Origin of the sequence: Streptomyces sp. IBSBF 2435, from assembly GCF_036815005.1 — a bacterium.
Lineage (GTDB): Bacteria > Actinomycetota > Actinomycetes > Streptomycetales > Streptomycetaceae > Actinacidiphila.
Genome location: NZ_JAJSYW010000001.1, coordinates 58,493 through 74,799 on the forward strand (window position 1 = coordinate 58,493; position 16,307 = coordinate 74,799).

Here is a 16,307-nt window from a genome sequence, read left to right on the forward strand (position 1 = left end):
GTCGGCCCGGCGGCGGGCTCCCGCCCCGTGCGCCCGGCCCTGTCCGCTATGGCTATGGCTCTCTCCATGGTCAGGACGCACAAGTCGAGGACGAGCCAGGGCGTACGGTGATGGCGTGGCAAAGGAAGATCTGGGGCGGACGCTGCGGCGGTTGCGTCGCTTGGCCGATCTCACGCAGGAAGAGCTGGCAGAGCGTTCGAACGTCTCCGTGGACGTGATCCGTCAGCTCGAACAGGGACGGAAGCATTCCGCGCGGCTTCCGACTCTCCACGCGCTGGCCAACGGTCTGGGTGTGGAGCTGACCACGCTCCTCGGTGATCCGCCGGCCGTCGCCTCGGGCGAGACCGACGGACCGCGTTTCGTCGCCGTACGCCGTGCGCTCGTGCCTGTATTGTGGGGTCCGCCGCCGTCCCCCACCGGTCCGGACTTCTCCCTGAGCCGCCTGCGGGATCGGATCGCGGACGCGTGGACGCAGTATCACGCGGCCGAGTTCGACGCCGTGATGGAGGCCCTCCCTGCCCTGATCTCGCAAGCCCGTTCCGCCTCGGTCTCCGGTGGCGACGACGACCGTCAGGCCGGGTTCGCGGCGCTTGGCAAGGCATTGCAACTGGGTGGACACGTCGCCGTTCGCATGGGCAAGACGGACTTGGCGCTGACAAGTCTCGAGCGTGCGATAAGCGCTGCCGAGCAGTCCTCCGATCCGCTGCTCGTGCCGATGATCGTCAACTCGATGGCGTGGACCTACCAGCGGCAGGGCCGTTTGGAGGACGCACTGGGGATCGCGCTCGGGGCCGCCGGCCGCATGGAGAAAGCCGGTCACACGGCCACGGCCGACGGGCTCAAGGTGTGGGGCGCACTGACCATGAGCGCCGCCACGTCCGCCGCGAGAAGCGGCGACTACGACCGGGCGGAAGCGATGATGGAAACGGCCGAGAGGGAGGCCGCCCGGGTCTCCAAGCTGCCCGACGGCAGCGACAACCGCATGATCAGCGTCTTCAGCCCGTCGTCGGTTCGCATCGAACGCGTCCGCCTGGCAGTCCAGTACGGGCACGCAACCGACGCTTTGGCTCTGGCCAAGGGCATGCGCCTGTCCAAGGACACACCTCCCTCCTGGCGGACCTGGCTCCTCCTCGACGTCGCCCGAGCGCACTCGGACATCGGGGACGCGTCCGGGGCCGTCAAGACCCTGGAATCCCTGCGCCGCGTCGCGCCCACCTGGATGCAGCACCACACCTTGGCTGTCGCCATCGTGCGCGACCTGTGGGCGCTCCCCAACCACCCGTCGGGCCTGCGGTCGTTGGCGGAGTTCCTGGGCATCGCCGATTAGCGTCGCCAAAGTGGGACGCTCCGTCACTGTCATCGCACTCAGCGCTCCGTAAGTCTGGCTCGTAGGGCCCCGGCGACCTGGCTCGCGACTCCGGGGAATGGCCGACGCCGCGAAGGAGCGCTGACGTGAAGGATCTTGCCCGCCATCTGTTCGGTTACCGGGGTGCCGTGTGATGCCCCCTGTCGGGCCGCCTGCTCCGGCCGAGAGCCGTCCCTTTGTGGAGAGGGCGTGGCCGCCCGCGCCCCTGTCGCCTGGAAGGGCCCGGCAGTTGCTGGCCTGCCACCTGGTCGCCTGGGGTCTGCCGGGCCTGGTGGACACGGCCGGGCTGGTCGTCTCGGAGCTGGTGACCAACGCGTTGACCCACGGGTGCCCGGACGGACATGTGCTCCGCACGAAGTTCGAGCCGGTGGAGGGCGGTGTGCGGATTGAGGTGCACGACGCCGGGCCGGGCAAGCCCGAGCGCAGCGAGGCGCCGGCAGACGCGGAGTCCGGGCGCGGCCTCGACCTGGTCGACGTCCTTACCGGCGGGGACTGGGGAGTGAGCGACCGGAACGGTGTCGGCAAGACGGTGTGGGCAGTGTGCCTGAGTACGGGTGTTGCGGGGGCGGACGAATGACGTTTCCTGCCACCACGTCGGCGCCACGCCGGTGGGAGATCGTCGCCACCGACGGTCGGGCGGTATCGGGGCGACTGCCGTCGTGGGCGCAGGAGGACCCCAGCCGGACGGACGTCGATCCCGAGCGGTTGCAGATCGTGGTGGCCGACGTGGTCCACGAGGCGTCCTTCGGCGGCTATTGGGCGCGGGTGTGCCCCGCAGGCGTTGACCCCGGCCAGGACTCGGTGATCCTCGCCGCGCACCTCCAGCTCTCCCCGCACGCGGACGACGCGCAGGCGCGTGAACCGGCGGTCCATGTCCACCTCGCCCAGGATGTGTGGATCAAGGACCTCAGCCCCGACGCGGTCACGAACCTGGCGGAGACGCTCCACGACTTCGCCGACCTGCTCACCGGCCGGGTCGCGCCCGGTCTGGCCGCCGCTCGCGCCGAGTGGACGAACGGCCCCCGGACGGCGCCACCGATCCCGAACGCCGCTCGCCCGGGCCCAAGTTCCCGCAAGCGCCCCCGCAGGCTTCACCAGGAGCCCGAAGCGGTGACCTGGGCGCGTGAGAAAGCGGGACTGACCAAACGTGCCCTGGCCCAGTCGGTCGGCATCTCCGAGCAACTGATGAACGAAGTCGAATCAGGCTGGCGCAGTGCCACGCCCGCCAACCTCGCCAAGATCGCCCGAGCCCTCAACTGCCCCGTCGTCGTCCTGGAGCGTACACACGAGACGCACGCGCACGGCAGGACAACAGCATGACGGACGGGACGGCGGCGTACGCCGGACAACTGCGGAACCTGGAGGCGCAGGCCTTCCGTACGCGCAGTGCCCTCGCCGACTTCGGCGAGTTGCCGGCGGCCATGAACGAACGCCAGCACACAGCGACTGGAAGTATCGACCCCTACGCCAACGGCACCTCGGGAGACCGCACCGTCCGGCAGCGGCTCGACGCGATCGAACAGATGCTGTTCGTCCTCGCCCGTGCCCAGGGCGGCGACCCCACTGCCGCAGGTTGACCGCACCGAATCCCACCTCGCTGGCGTTTGATACACGTTCTCCACATCTCAGGTCGCAGCTTCTTCCAGGGCCGTCAGCTCGGCGGCGGCCTCCTGCGCCTTGCGTTCGGCCTTCTCCGCTTTGGCCCTTGCCTTGGCCAGGACGCGGGCGCGGCGTTTGTGCATCTTCTCGGAGACTTCGTCGAGGCGGTCGGGGAACAGGTGGCCGTAGACGTCCAGGGTCATGGTGGCGGACTTGTGGCCGAGCATGGTCTGGACGACGTTGATGTCGGCGCCGCTGGCGATGGCGAGCGAGGCGGCGGTGTGGCGGAGCTTGTGGGGGGTGACGCCGAGGTCGCGGAGGCCGGCCGCTGTGACGGCGGGGTCGAATACCCGGCGGACGAAGTTTGTTGCGCGCAGGGCGCCCCCCTGGGGGCCGGTGAAGAGGAGTTCGTCGGGGGCGCCCTGCGATGTGCGGCTCCAGTTCATCGACGAGGAAGGCGCTCAGGGGCACGGAGCGGCGCTCGTGGTTCTTGGGGGTGTCCAGGTAGAGCGTGCCGCGGTCGAGACCGAACGCCTCGGTGATGTGTGCGCGGCGGGTCGTGAGGTCGACACGGCCGACCTTGAGGGCGGAGGCTTCGCCCCAGCGCAGCCCGGTGTAGGCGAGCAGCAGGATGAAGGCGCGGTATTCGGCGGCGGCATCGGCGAGGGCTTCGACTTGGACCTCGTCCAGGTACACATGGTCGGCGGGCTTGATGGCGGGGAGCGGCACTCCGGTGGCCGGGTTGAAGGCGAGGCGGCGGGACTTGACGGCGAAGCCGAGGACGCGGCTGAGGACGACGTAGGTCTTGCGGATCGAGCGTGCCGCCTGCGGGCGTCCGTTGGTCGTCGTCCCCGCTGCCAGTTCGGTCAGCCATCCGGCGATGTCGTCGTACTGGATCCTGTCCACAGGCGTGGATCCCCACCTGGGGACAACGTGCGTATCGAGCGCGATCCGGTAGCGGGCCCGGCTGGAGCGCTTCAAGTGGAGCTGGCTCTCGAACCACGACTCGGCGACCACAGCGAACGGCACGCGGCCGGCGGCGGGATCGCGGTACGTACCGTCCCCGAGCCTGGCCTGGAGCTGGGAGCGGTAGTCCTCCGCCTTCACCTTGAGCGCGAGCGTCTTTGCCTTCGGTTTGCCGTCGGGTCCGTACCAGCGCACCCGCCACCTGCCGGGCGGGGTGCGACCGGCCTGCCTGGCCCTGGCGGCGCTCTGCCGGTAGTCGGCGTGGTCGGCACGGTCCTCTATCCAGACGCGTGCCATCAGGCACCGGCCGGGTGGCGCAGGGTTTTCCCTATGAACAAGTGGTGCTGCTCCTTTTGTCTTTGGTTCACGAGCTTGGTGTAGGTACCCGTCACTGGCTGCATTGAACATTTTTGCAGGGTGATTTTCTGTGGCGAGTGACCTCGGCCGCAGTGCTCGGAGTTTCCTCGCGACCATTTCATTGCTGTCGTTTTGTGGCGGCGTGTTCGGTGATAGCTTCCCGAGCTGGGGAGTCCTGGGTCGGCGTTGTGCCTGGTCGGTGAGTTGGAGTCCTGTACGTTACCTCTGGTCCGGCCGCCGGTCGGCATCCTTCACGATATTTCAGAGCCAAGTGCCGAATTATTTGGTCGGCGGCCTTTCTGCTTCTACGGTTGTGTCCTTCCCGGTCGCTCGTGGCCGGGTTCCGTGACGGCCGCCGGCCGGCGGAGGAGAAAGCGAGAAGGATTGCAGAAGGCGAAGAATGATGTCGCAGGGGTGCGGCGTGCGCTGGCGACTCCGGTGGAGGTGTCGGAGTACCTGGGTGTGCCGGTGGCCACGCTCTACCAGTGGCGGCACCGGGGCATCGGACCGAAGGTCCACAAGCTCGGGCGTCACCTGCGCTACCGCTGGACGGAGGTGGAGGCGTGGGTGGACCGGCAGGAGGTCGGAGAGGCGGCGTGAGCCTCGTCGGTGGGCGAGGTACGGCTTTCCTGCGGGTGCCCGGGGGCGACCGGCCCTTCGTGGGCCATTCGGCGAACGACCAGGTGGGACAGGCGGTTCAGCCCGCCTCCCCCCTTCGAGGAGTAGTGATGCATGCACGGTAGGACCCCAGGCGTCGAGGGCGTATCCCCGAAGCAGGCATGGCCGCCGGTTGCGGTACCGGGTGAGCCGGGATGCGTGACCAGCGGACCACTGGCCGAGGTGAGCGGACCGGTCCGCGAACCGTCCGTTGTCCGGCGGACCGCAGACAGAGCGGGCGAAGTGTCCGCCGGATCGGTCCGGGGGACCAGCGGTGACCGGTCCCCTGACGAGTCCGTCGGTCCCGCCGCGGACCGGACCATGAGCGGGCGGTCCGGGGACCAGCCCACCGGTGAATGGCCAGCGGGCGGACCGGACCGGGAGGCGGACCAGTCATGGTCCCCGCAGGCCAAGGCCCCCGGGACAGCGGACCAGGGTGGTCCGGCGCCCGAAGGCCCGACCGGAACTTCCGGTCAGCGGACCGGAAGCGGCGCCCCCGGCCGACCAGCGGGACCAGACCCCGCCTCGCCGGACCAGACGAGCGGACCAAGCGGACCGGACCGCGGACCGGCGGACCAAGTTGGCGGACCGGACGAGCTGCGGACCGGATCGGCGGACCAACGTCAGCCTGGTCCCGGAGCAGGGGACCAGGCTGACGCGGACCACCGGCTGGGTGAGGGTTCCGGACTGCTGGACGAACTCCGTTCCGCCGTAACCCGATACGTGGTCCCGCCGAGTGCGGAGGCGTTGGACGCGATCACGTTGTGGATCGCGGCGACGCATCTGCAGCCGGCGTGGCAGCACGCGCCGCGATTGGCAATCGTGGCGCCGACGAAGGCGTGCGGGAAGTCGCGACTGCTTGACGTGCTCCTGGAGACGGTCCATAGCCCGTTCATCACGGTGAACTCGTCGCCGTCGGCGATCTTCCGGTCGATCACCGAGAGACCGCCGACGCTGCTGGTGGACGAGGCCGACACGATCTTCGGCAGCGCCAAGGTGGCGGAGAAGAACGAGGAGATGCGCGGTCTGCTCAACGCCGGCCACCAGCGCAACCGCCCGACTACCCGTGTTACGGGGCCGGAGCACAGGCCGGTGAAGTTCCCGACGTTCGCGATGGCAGCGATCGCGGGGATCGGTGACCTGCCCGACACGATCATGGACCGGGCCGTCATCATCCGCATGCGCAAACGTCTGGAGACCGAGCACGTCGATGACTTCCGCACCCGCACCGCCATCCCGTTCCTGCACGCAGTGCGGGACCGGCTGGCGGACTGGCTGGCATCCCGGCTGGAGGAGGCGGCGGACCTGGTCCCGGCCATGCCGGTGCGGGACCGGACGGCCGATACGTGGGAGCCGCTGGTCGCGGTCGCCGACCTGGCAGGAGGTGCGTGGCCGCAGCGGGCACGCAACGCATGCCGGGTGATGGCCGAGCGGGAGAAGGGCAACGAGCAGGACCGGGGCGCCAAGGTCCGTATCCTGGCCGACATCCGATCCGCGTTCGCCTCCCAGGGGCACCCGGCGCTGCTGGCCACCGAGGAAATCCTGGAGACGCTGAACGCCGACCCCGAAGCCCCCTGGCACGAACAGGGGCCGACCGGACTGACTGCCCGCAAGCTCCAGATACTGCTGGCGGACTACGAGATCCACCCCGCCAACCGCCGCTTCACCGGCGGCATGCAGCGCCGCGGCTATGCGCGGGCGGACTTCACCGACGCCTGGAACCGCTACTGCCCCCAGCCCGAACCAGCCGCTGAACCCGAGCCGTCCCTTCCCGCCGCCCCCGCCGTCGAGGTGGCGCACGCGCCGGTGGTCCGTGCGGGCCGGCCTGTGCCGGTTGCCGGGCCGAGGCCAGCGGGTCCGGGTCGGCCGCTACCACTGCTGCCGACGCCAGGTACGGGTCCGCGCCGCTGACTGGCGGCCGACCCTCCTCGACCCGCATCACCCGTCCCGTCGCAGGTCAGCGCGGGACGGGTGGCCCGGCCGTGACGGGTCGACCCGTACCACGACCGTGACCCGTACCTGCCCTGACCAGCCCTGCAACGGGTGGGACACGTCGCTGACCGTCAACCCATCGGCCCGACCGAGACGAGCAAGATATAGCGAGAGCATTGCTCTCGCAGGCACCCGCGAGCGGGAGCAAGTTATCGGCGAAGCTACTCTTCGCCGCCGGCGAAGAGTAGCTTCGCCAGGTCCCGCCCCGGGGGTGGCGGGACCGGACCTCCAAAGGTCCCTGGGGCCGAGCGACATCTGACCGTCCCTGTGTCCCGCCAGCTCGCGAAGCGACCTTTCCCGTCGTCCGACCGACGCGATGCATCCGTCGCGCCACTCACCCCGTATCGCAAAGCGACTAGTTTTCAGTATCACTTCCTGAGGAGTTCCTTGCCCCTGTCCAACATCCGCCTCGACGTCGTCACCCTTCTGTGCGACGCGGACTTCCGTCGGCTCCCCGACACCAACAGGTGGTCCCACCTCGACGGCCGGCCCTTCACGAAGGCCGAGCAGACCCTCGCCTTCAGCGCCACCCGCGAGGAGTTCGAGATCGCTGCTGATCAGATCAACCGCGAATTCGACTACCGCCGCGAGTACGAGGAAGCCGTCGAGGCCCTGCCTCAGCTGCTGCTCCCTTACTTCGCCCAACTCCCGGACAGCTCCACGGTCAGCGACGTCCTCCCGCTGATGAGCGACCAGGACCGCGCCGAATACAACCGGCTCCGCGACATCCTCGCCCCCGACGGCTACCTCAACGCCCCGACCGACGAGTAGTACGCCGCTGCCTGCCGGGTGCCCTTGGACGCCCGGCAGGCGCGGGACCAACCCGCGACAACGAAATGCCCATGTAGGCGTAGCGAGCCCGCCAGGTTGATGACGACACGGACTGCGCTCGCGTCAGTCGATCCAGCTCTGAAGTTGCGAGCCCTCCAGGGCTGATGACGACGACGCCATTGCGCCTCCAGGCGCTCCGCGCGCTCACGTTGCGAGCCCTCCAGGGCTGATGACGACCCGAGGGTAAAATTGCAGGTCACAGGACCGGGCACTGCCGTATGCGAGCCCCCGTTTGCGGCAGCCGTCCGATACTGCATCACCACAGGTCAGAGCGTCACAGGATGTCACCTGGGCCGCCGAGGGAGACGCCGAGGGTTGCGGTTTCGATCATGTCGGGGGACCGGACAGTGTAGGTGACGATGCTGTCGTAGTCCGGCTCGATGACCGCCTTGAGGGCGGCCGTCAGCGCGCGGTACTGGGCCGCCGACAGCTCTCCCTGGAAGACGCTGCGCTGGGTCCAATGGAGATACTTGCGACAGGTCTTCAAAACCTTGGGGTTGCGTTCGACTGCCGTGTCGTAGACGAGGATGACGAAGATGGCCGGTCACCACCAGGGGTGGAACGGCTTGTAGGGCTTGTCCTCCAGGCACATGCGGACCAGTTTCAGGGCTTCCAGATGGATCAGTTCCTCGTAGCTGACCTTGCGCTTCAGCGTGCGGTGCTGGACTGTCGTGGACAGTTCCTCGCGGACGAGGGCGGCGACCTTTTTGCGGCCGTCTTTGCTGAGAGACGCCCGGCCGATGTCGGTCTCGAAGTCGCTGGGCCGTAGGGCCTTCTGGTGGGCGGTGCGCTTGAGGAGGCGTTCTGCGAAGAGGGGCTTGAAGGGCTCGGCCAGATCCAGGGCGAGGGTGTTGCGGCGGCGGTCGGTGTCGGCGTGGAGGAAGCCGATGGCCGGGTGCAGCGGGGTGCTGCGCAGGGCGGTGAGGACGCGGGCGTAGACGAGTGAGTTGAGGTAGCTGACGAAGGCGTTGCCGGCGTTCGTCGGCGGACGGCGTGTACGTCCGTTGAGCCGGAGCCAGGCGGGGAGTTGCGTGTCGAGGACCGCCCAGGCAGTACGGCGGAAGTTGCCCTCCTGGCCCATGATCGCGTCGCTGTCCTCGCAACCGGGCAGTGCGGTTCGCAGCGATTGCAGGGCCGGGTCGAGAAGGTCGGTGTCCAGTGCCCAGCGCAGGTTCTCCGCGGTGGTCAGGACGAGCGCGCGGCCGATCGCCGTGCGGCGCTCCGCGTTGCCCGTGATCTCGACCTGGCGGCGGACAACAGCAGCCGAGGCCATCGACTCGGCCGGGCTGAAGTGGCCCGCGTGGTTGCCGTAGTGGTCGAGAACGTGCAGAGACACATTGTTGCGGCTGAGCAGCGACAGGACGGAGGTGTTGACGTCGACGTGGTCGAAGGCGATCAGGTCGCGGATGTCGGTGATGGGAATGCGGACCGGACTGCCGTCGGGGCGCTCGACGCGGATGCTGTTATCCTCGCGCCGGATGCGGCAGGGTTCGGTCAGCCAGTAGGTGCGGCCGACTGCGGCCATCATTCTCCCCAGCAGTAGTCGAGGTAGGAACATCCGCGGCAGCCGGAGCGGAGCAACCGTGGTGGCGGTGAGGGAGCGGCGATGACGGCACGGGCATCGTCCTCGGCGGCCTCTGCGGCGATACGCGCCTCGTCGTCCCAGGCCACGTCGACGGTGCGGCGGACCAGCGGGTAGTGGACGATGCCGCCTCGGACGGCGATGCCTCTGCGTTCCAGCAGCAAGCAGTAGTGGCGGACCTGGGCGGAGTGGGCCGGCGCGGGAGCGCGGGAGGACTTGGTCTCGTGGACGACGGCGCCGGTTGTGACCCAGTCGATCTTGGCTTCGCCGAGGTCGACATCCCGGCGCCGGGCGAAGGTCGTCTCATCCACCACCTCGCCGAAGGCGACCAGATCGCTGCGCTGCTCGGGGCGATAGCCGCGGGCGTAGAGCCAGAGCTGTCGCGGGCAGTGGACCAGGTACTTGATGTGGACGCCACCGACCGCCGTCCCGTCATCCGCGGGGATGGGGTTCAGTTCGCTCACAGGATGGTCTCCTGCTGCTCTGGCGGTCGCAGGCCTAGCACGTTGTCGTACTCGCCGTCGATCAGATGAACCCGCAGGTGCTGGTCGTACGAGGCGTTGTAGGAGCGGAGCTGCCGATACCGCAGGGGGATGAGGAAGCCGGTGGCGAGCAGGAGATCACCGGTCCTGCGATTGGCAAGGGCGCGATATTCGTCGACGTCGTCGCGGTGCAGCACCTCGACGCTATCGAATTTCTCGCTGAGGGCCTTGGCGAACTCGCCCCGGTCGTGGAAAGGGTCGGTGAAGGTGAGGAATTCGGCGGTGAAGGCGTCTCGGGCCTCCCTCGCGCGGTCGGCCCACTCCCTGCCCCACACTGTGTCGTAAGCGAGGGTCAGCAGCAGGTTGATGTCCTGCTCGCTGAGGGTGTCGGTTCCGCTGGCCCCGAGTGCCTTGAGCGCGGACCAGGAGGCGGCGACCGCGCCCTCGTCGTAGGGTTTGTGGCCTTCGGTGCGGTGTACCCGGAATTCGACGGGCCCTTCGGGGTGGTGGCCGCGGCGGTTGACGCGGCCCGCGCGTTGGGCGATGGCCTCGATGGGCGCGTTCTCCACGGCGCCGCGGTCGAAGTCGAGTTGGAGGGAGACCTCCACGGTCTGGGTCGCGACGACGAGACCGCCGCGCCGCCCGTCCTCGTCCGGCCGGCGCTCGGGGTGGCGCAGCAGCAGCGCCCGTTCGATGGCGGCGCGGTCCCGGTTCTTGAAGCGGGAGTGGAGCAGCAGCGCCGCGTGCGGGTCGCCGTTGCCTGCGTCGTGGGCGTCGCCGGCGACCTGCTGGAAGAGCTCTTGGGCGGCGGTGACGCGGTTGGTGATGGCCAGGACGCTGTGGCCGTCGTGCAGCCAGCCGCGCAGCCGGTCGACGCTCGCGGGGGTGTCCAGCGGCTCGTCGTCCAGGACGAGGCGGTGCCGGACGGGGCTTGTGCCCTGTGGCGCCTGGTGCAGCGTGACGGGCTGCTCCACACTCTCCTGGATGATTCGGGTCATGACGTCGGAGAGGGTCGCGGACAGGACGGCGAAGCGGCTGCCGAGCCGCTCCCACAGCCGCATCGCCGCGCACAGCCGTCCGAAGGTGTCCGGATCGTAGGCGTGCAGCTCGTCCAGGACGAAGAGTGCGTTGGCCTGCTCGAGGAGGACGGAGGAGTAGGCGGGGCCGGCGATGGCGCCGCTGAGGAGCTGGTGGGGCGTCGCCACCCTGAGGCGCTGGGTGAACAGCCGCATCGCTCCCGCCTCCGCCCGGGCCTTGCGGGCCTGCGCGGCGGTGGGCTCGCTGTGGGGTGTTCCGGCGGCACAGTCGTCAGCGAGCGCCTCGGTGAGCAGGGTCTGGGCGACCGTGCCGTGCAGCAAGCCGATGTCGGCCCGCCGGTCACCCGGAGCCGGTACGAGGTCGTCGGCCAGGCGGCGACGGGTCGCGTTGAGCGAGGCCCGGTACGGCAGGGTCCACACCACGCGCGGCCGGCCGGGCATCGTGCGCAGCTGCGCCGCGGCCCAGGCGAGCCCGGCCTCGGTCTTGCCGCTGCCGGTCGGCGCCACGAGTACGAGGTGGCCGCCGGTGGCCGCGGATCGCCGTTGGTGGGGATAGGGCTCGTACGGCAGGCGTTCCAGGTAGTCGGGCAGCAGCGGCATGTGGGTCTGGAGGCTCTCGTGCGCGGACCCGGAGTGGTCGGCGAGGGTGAGCGCGCCCTGTGCCAGGACGGCGAGCAGGCCTTGGTGTGGCTTGGCGGGGTGCCGCCAGGTGTCCAGGAGTAGATCCAGCAGGTCGTGGGACCGTTGGGCCAGGGGCGGGGCGCCCGGCACGGTCGACGGCGGGTCCAGACCGAGGAAGCCGCTGAACCAGGCGAGCAGTTCGCGGTGCAGAAGACGTGGGACCTGCACGACGGCCTCGTCAGGGGCGGCTCCGGGCGTGGTGCCGAACGCCTCCTCCCATTTCGTCTTCTCGTTGTACTGCTGGGACAGCGCGGGCTTGCCTCCGTACCCCGAGGAGGAGGCGTGCAGGGCGCGGTGGTGCGTCGCCACCAGGGTGGCCACCATCAGGCGGTCCTCGGCGGTCCACCCGGCTGCCCCGGCGAGCAGGTCGACGTACGCGAGCGACAGCACTTCGTGCCGTTCGCCCCACGGCGTGCCGCCCGGTTCGACCTGGCGCTGGAACCCTTCCGCGATCTTGCCCGCGTCGTGAAGGAGGGCCGCCCGCCGGACCCTTGGCCAGAACGCCGGTTCGGTGGCCAGGATGCCCGCATGTGCCAGGCGTTCCTCGATCTGGGTCACTGCGTGGTGGACGGTGCGGGAATGGGTGGTGAGGCGTTCCCGGTCGTCCACCGGCCTGGACTTCGCTCGGATGTCGTCCAGCGAGGTCCGCCGCGGGGCGGCGGTGGTCACGGGGCCAGCAGCCACAAGGCTCTCCCCTTCTCGGCGCTCGGGAAAGTCCCGTCGTCGTAGTCGGCGTCGAGGTAGGCGTTGCGTACGGTGTGGGGGCCGGCCGGGATGTCGCACCACAAGTAGTCGGTCCAGGTTGAGGTCATCCGGTCGATCGACACCGACGCCGCCATCCTGTGGAGGAGTGCGGACGGCACGTCGTGACCGGAAGCCGGTGCCACAGCGTGTCCGACGGCGGCCTTTTCGACCCGCTCCAGACTGACCTGCACCCGGTTCTCGACGTGCAGGAGGTCCTGCGAGCGGCCCAGGCGCAGGGGCCAGCGTGGTCGCCGGAAGGCCCGTGCGATTCGGTCGCCCTCCTCGCCCGGCAGCCACACCGTCAGGTGTACGCCCGCCAGGAAGGGGCGGTTGCGAAGCGTTGTCCCCCCTTTGCCGGAACGCACTCTCCCGGACACGGCCGGGTTGAGGCCGGTCGCATCAATGGGGTGGTAGGTCTCGGCGTCCAGCCCGTCGCCTTCGGACCACGCGGCCATACCGAAGGCCAGCGGCTCGGCCGGCTCGCCCGTGGCGGCGGCGAGCAGGCCGCGTACGGTCGAGGGCGGCGGCACCGGAAGGCCCCGAGTGAGGCCGGGGAAGAACGGGTCGCGGAAGGAAGCCACGGGAGCGTAGAGCTCCAGCCGCCAGGCGGGCAGCGGTTCGTCGTGCGGCACGGCGTTCACCTGACGGGGTCGTCGAACCAGGCGTCGAGCGCCGGGGACTGCATCTCGGCCGCCAGGCCGCGCAGAATCGCGCGAGGGTGGTCGATGACGATGGTCTTCTCTGCGATTTCCTGCTTGCACTCTGCCTCGAATGCCTCGCGCAGGTCGTCGCGGAATCCGGGACGCCAACCGACGCGGACCGGTGCCTCCCATTCCCCGTCCCAGGCGGCGAGTTCCTTCCGTAGAACGTCACCGCGCACCCGCAGCCCCGTTTCCTCATCGCCGCCGATGACGTTGGCGAGAGGATTGATCCCGCCCTTGAAAGGCACCAGAACGATCACCGAGGGGACGCGGTCGCCGTAGTGCAGCGCCTGCTTGGCCCCTCCGCTGAGGTGCGCGAGTGATTCGAGCAGCAGCGCCGCCCGCCGCCTGCGCTCCTCGATCGGCAGCCGGACGGCGGCCTGCCCGCGGAACTCCGTGGCTGTGGCGCCCACTGCCGCTGCTTCGGCGACCTGGAGGGCCTGCTCCTTGGTCAGGTAGTTGGGCCGGCCCACACCGCCGGCATCCGGCAGCGTGAAGGTGCCGATCCGCGGCAGGTCGACAAGGAACGGGGCCGCGAGGTCGGCGCTGTAGAACTCATGCCCGTGCAGGACGGGTTCGCTCACCCCGCGGGACATCACACCGAAGTCCTCGGTGGGATAGACCGGGGCTACCGACAGCAGAGTGCCCAGCATGAACGGACTGTCGCGCAGCGTGGTCGCGGAGTCGTCCTTCTTCGCGCCTGCCCGCATGTAGCCGAACAGGTCGTCGTCCGCGTACGCGATCGGATCCGCCTCGGTGTTGGCCTTCTGCGCCCGATTCTGCGCCTTGCCCACACGGGTCACGGGAGAAGGCTTCGACCCCTGCTCCACCATGCCGTCCCGGATCCAGCGGCGTACCGCCTGAGCGGAGACGTACGGGTGCCGCCGACCGCGGACGTTCGCGTACTTCACCCGCACGGTCGTGTCCTCACTGCGGCCGTTGTTGGGGGCGCCCGCTTCCACCGCGATCAGCATCTTGCCTGCCAGGTACGCCATCAGGCCCCTCCGAAGTAGTAGTCGTCATCCGTGGCGAGGAGGGGCTGCTGCACCAGCTGTTCGACCTGCTCGCGCTCCTTCGGGTCCTCCGGCGGACTGCTGACCGCGATGCCGCGCTGATCGAGCATGCGCAGCACCTCCGCCGCCAGCAGCATCCGCTGCTCCCAGGCCCGGGGCCGCTGCTGAACGAAGGGCCGCCACGCATCGGGACCGACCCCCGCCGTGCGGCCGTCGAGCTTCAGACGGAAGCTCGCCTGGTAGAGCAGGCCGCCCAGCCGGTAACCACTGAGGCCGGCATTGCGGTACTCGGCCAGCCGGCCACGAGGGCTTCCGCTCCCGTGCTCGATCCAGTCGGTGATCAGAGTTGCCACCCCGGTCAGGTCCGGCTCCACGCCGTACACCTCTTTCTCGTATGCGAAGGCCAGCCGTGTCAGAGAGGCCCGGTCCTGTCGCGTCCAGCGCTCGGTGTCCCAGAGCAGGTGGTGGAGCTGCCGCAGCAGGGACCGTCCCCGCCCGTCCTCGGCCTCGAACAGCAGCCGGGCCGCCTCGCCCTGGCCGCTGACGGTCAACCGCCCGTCTTTCTCCCGCTGGGTGAGGGCCAGCTCCAACAGACGCCAGCCACGCCTCAGCGGCGCATTGCCGTCGACGGTCGCCAGAAACGCGGGAACCGCCCGGCGGGTACGTGTCACCCGCAGCCACGGCTCCTGGTTGTCGTTCTTGAAGCTCCACAGCGTCGTCGCCGACAAACCGGAGCCCACGGTGCGCAGCGCCCGTAGTGCCACCAGCTCCGGGCGCCCGCCCGCGCTCGAACCCGAGAATCCGGCGTGAATGATGCGCCGGGCACGCTTCACGTTCTGCGCGGCGAACTCCCTCTCGGCCTGCGGGCGCTCGCACGACAGCACCGTCGCCGATCCGGCCGTGACCCACGAGCCGTACGGAAGCGCCCACATCGCGATCCGGCAGCCACGGCAGACCGGCCAGCCACGGACCCCTGGCGGCAGGGTGTTGAGCGCCTTGTTGGTGTCGAACATGGGCAGGGTGGACTTGGCCCACACCGTCTTCGCGGGCGTTCCGCAGAAGGTGCACGGCATCGCTGTCCCCGTCGCCTCGTCCGGTACGAACATCACCGCCAGGGCTTCCCCCAAGACCGACCTGTCGCGGGTGCGGCCGGCATGGGTCACCTTAGAGTTCGGGTAGAGCGCGAAGAGGACTTTCCACCAGTCGTAGCGGGCGTCCGTCTTGTCAGCGACCGCCGCCCGTGCGGCGTCATCGCCGATGGTCCGTGCGACCTCGTCCAGGTCGGCGGTGGTCACCTCACCGGGATGTCTCCTGTCGGCCATCACGGCGACGGCCCACGCACCGGCGCGCTGCAGCGGATGACCCGTCGCGGTCAGCACGTCCAGCCGCTCCGTGACGGCGGCTCCGGCATTCACCTGATCCACCCGAACCCTTGAAGAGTGTCGAGGCCAAGACCCCAGGACCGGATCGCCTCCACGAAGCGGGGATCCGCGTCCAGTTCGACGCGCACCTGGGCGCCGATTCGAGGTGCTCCCCGTACCATGAAGCGGCGCCTGGGCCCAGCGTCCAGGACGCGCAGGCCGCTCGGCGCGGGCAGGCCGAGTACGTCGGCCTTGTGGGCGAGGTTGTGCACCAGCCGTTCGACGAAGTGCTCGTCGCCAGGGAGCAGGTCGCGGCCCTCATGGCGAATGACCACGGGAGTGGCCGTTGCCAACTCCGCTCCGCCGGCAGCTTTCGTCGGGACGCCGATGTCAACGGTGAATCCTCGTATCCGAAGGCATACGGGTCCCCACATGATCTCGGTCCGTGCCGCCAGAGCCGCTACCAACGCCGACGCGATCTCCGGCACCGGGGAACCGAACCACACCGAGCCCTCCTGGGAAGTGGTGTACACCCCCTTCTTGGGCCGCGCGCCTTTGAACTGCGGACTGGTCAGCCCGATCGGCTTGAGCGGGTGACCCCGCCAACCCTCGTCGTGCAATGACTGGGCCAAGGCCGCGTCGTGCTCGCCGAGCAGCGCGTACACGACTGCTCTCGCCGGACCGTGTACGTCCTCCCAGCGAAGGCTGGGAGCATCCGTGGTGACGTCCACCTTCACCCGCATGGCGGCCACCCGCCACTTGCGGGCGCAGACGCGAAAGAGCCGACTGCAACTGTCATGGGAGGCAGGGTAGTTGAGAGGAGGCGATGAGATGATAATTTCTTCATGTATGTCATGAAAGTAGCCACTATGCGGTAGAAGTTGCTCAGACGTAGGTGGCGCTCGGGATGGTGCGTGGATGCCCAGAAGCAAGCTAGC

Annotated in this window: 15 protein-coding genes and 1 pseudogene; 7 read left to right on the forward strand and 9 right to left on the reverse strand. The window is 69.3% G+C overall.

Annotation, left to right across the window (positions count from 1 at the left end):
- Positions 1–115: 115 nt before the first annotated feature.
- From V7E46_RS00245 to V7E46_RS00260, 4 genes are all read left to right on the forward strand, one after another.
- Positions 116–1,327 (forward strand): helix-turn-helix transcriptional regulator, encoded by a 1,212-nt coding sequence (locus V7E46_RS00245; RefSeq protein WP_333766482.1) that lies wholly within the window; start codon positions 116–118, stop codon positions 1,325–1,327.
- 268 nt (positions 1,328–1,595) lie between these two features.
- A complete protein-coding gene (locus V7E46_RS00250; protein ID WP_333766483.1) occupies positions 1,596–1,943 on the forward strand; it encodes an ATP-binding protein in 348 nt (115 codons plus the stop codon).
- On the forward strand, positions 1,940–2,686 hold the full coding sequence (locus V7E46_RS00255) for a helix-turn-helix domain-containing protein (RefSeq protein ID WP_333766484.1): 747 nt from the start codon (positions 1,940–1,942) through the stop codon (positions 2,684–2,686). Before V7E46_RS00250 ends, V7E46_RS00255 begins: the two co-directional genes overlap by 4 nt.
- A complete protein-coding gene (locus tag V7E46_RS00260) occupies positions 2,683–2,943 on the forward strand; it encodes a hypothetical protein (RefSeq protein WP_333766485.1) in 261 nt (86 codons plus the stop codon). Before V7E46_RS00255 ends, V7E46_RS00260 begins: the two co-directional genes overlap by 4 nt.
- Before the next feature lie 48 nt (positions 2,944–2,991).
- Here the strand turns inward: V7E46_RS00260 and V7E46_RS00265 are convergent.
- Positions 2,992–4,405: pseudogene (locus V7E46_RS00265) on the reverse strand (tyrosine-type recombinase/integrase).
- Positions 4,406–4,672: 267 nt separating this feature from the next.
- Between V7E46_RS00265 and V7E46_RS00270 the strand changes: the two are divergent.
- The 3 genes from V7E46_RS00270 to V7E46_RS00280 all read left to right on the forward strand — a co-directional run bounded on the left by V7E46_RS00270 (position 4,673) and on the right by V7E46_RS00280 (position 7,708).
- The gene (locus V7E46_RS00270; protein WP_333766486.1) at positions 4,673–4,888 is read left to right on the forward strand and encodes a helix-turn-helix transcriptional regulator; all 216 of its coding nucleotides are present in this window, start codon (positions 4,673–4,675) and stop codon (positions 4,886–4,888) included.
- Between the two features lie 654 nt (positions 4,889–5,542).
- Positions 5,543–6,856, forward strand: coding sequence for a DUF3631 domain-containing protein (locus tag V7E46_RS00275; protein ID WP_443053927.1), 1,314 nt, complete (start codon positions 5,543–5,545; stop codon positions 6,854–6,856).
- 468 nt (positions 6,857–7,324) lie between these two features.
- Positions 7,325–7,708 (forward strand): hypothetical protein, encoded by a 384-nt coding sequence (locus tag V7E46_RS00280; protein ID WP_333766487.1) that lies wholly within the window; start codon positions 7,325–7,327, stop codon positions 7,706–7,708.
- A gap of 334 nt (positions 7,709–8,042) precedes the next feature.
- Here the strand turns inward: V7E46_RS00280 and cas2 are convergent, their stop codons facing one another.
- Genes cas2 through cas6 form a run of 8 tightly spaced genes read right to left on the reverse strand, consistent with a single transcriptional unit; the run spans position 8,043 to position 16,034 of the window.
- Complete coding sequence (gene cas2, locus V7E46_RS00285) at positions 8,043–8,306, reverse strand: CRISPR-associated endonuclease Cas2 (protein ID WP_333766589.1); 264 nt, start codon at positions 8,304–8,306, stop codon at positions 8,043–8,045.
- Between the two features lie 6 nt (positions 8,307–8,312).
- A complete protein-coding gene (gene cas1b / locus V7E46_RS00290; RefSeq protein WP_333766488.1) occupies positions 8,313–9,293 on the reverse strand; it encodes a type I-B CRISPR-associated endonuclease Cas1b in 981 nt (326 codons plus the stop codon).
- Positions 9,293–9,814 carry a CRISPR-associated protein Cas4 gene (locus V7E46_RS00295; protein ID WP_333766489.1) on the reverse strand — a complete coding sequence of 174 codons (522 nt, stop codon included), beginning with the start codon at positions 9,812–9,814 and terminating at the stop codon, positions 9,293–9,295. The genes cas1b and V7E46_RS00295 overlap by 1 nt, the downstream gene beginning before the upstream one ends.
- Positions 9,811–12,234 (reverse strand): CRISPR-associated helicase Cas3', encoded by a 2,424-nt coding sequence (cas3, locus tag V7E46_RS00300; protein ID WP_333766490.1) that lies wholly within the window; start codon positions 12,232–12,234, stop codon positions 9,811–9,813. Before cas3 ends, V7E46_RS00295 begins: the two co-directional genes overlap by 4 nt.
- Positions 12,216–12,926 carry a CRISPR-associated protein Cas5 gene (cas5, locus tag V7E46_RS00305; RefSeq protein WP_333766491.1) on the reverse strand — a complete coding sequence of 237 codons (711 nt, stop codon included), beginning with the start codon at positions 12,924–12,926 and terminating at the stop codon, positions 12,216–12,218. Before cas5 ends, cas3 begins: the two co-directional genes overlap by 19 nt.
- A gap of 5 nt (positions 12,927–12,931) precedes the next feature.
- On the reverse strand, positions 12,932–13,990 hold the full coding sequence (cas7i, locus tag V7E46_RS00310) for a type I-B CRISPR-associated protein Cas7/Cst2/DevR (RefSeq protein WP_333766492.1): 1,059 nt from the start codon (positions 13,988–13,990) through the stop codon (positions 12,932–12,934).
- Positions 13,990–15,387, reverse strand: coding sequence for a hypothetical protein (locus V7E46_RS00315; RefSeq protein WP_333766493.1), 1,398 nt, complete (start codon positions 15,385–15,387; stop codon positions 13,990–13,992). The genes cas7i and V7E46_RS00315 overlap by 1 nt, the downstream gene beginning before the upstream one ends.
- A gap of 32 nt (positions 15,388–15,419) precedes the next feature.
- Positions 15,420–16,034: a CRISPR-associated endoribonuclease Cas6 gene (gene cas6 / locus V7E46_RS00320; RefSeq protein ID WP_333766494.1), complete on the reverse strand. Its 615-nt coding sequence runs from the start codon at positions 16,032–16,034 to the stop codon at positions 15,420–15,422.
- Positions 16,035–16,307 lie beyond the last annotated feature (273 nt).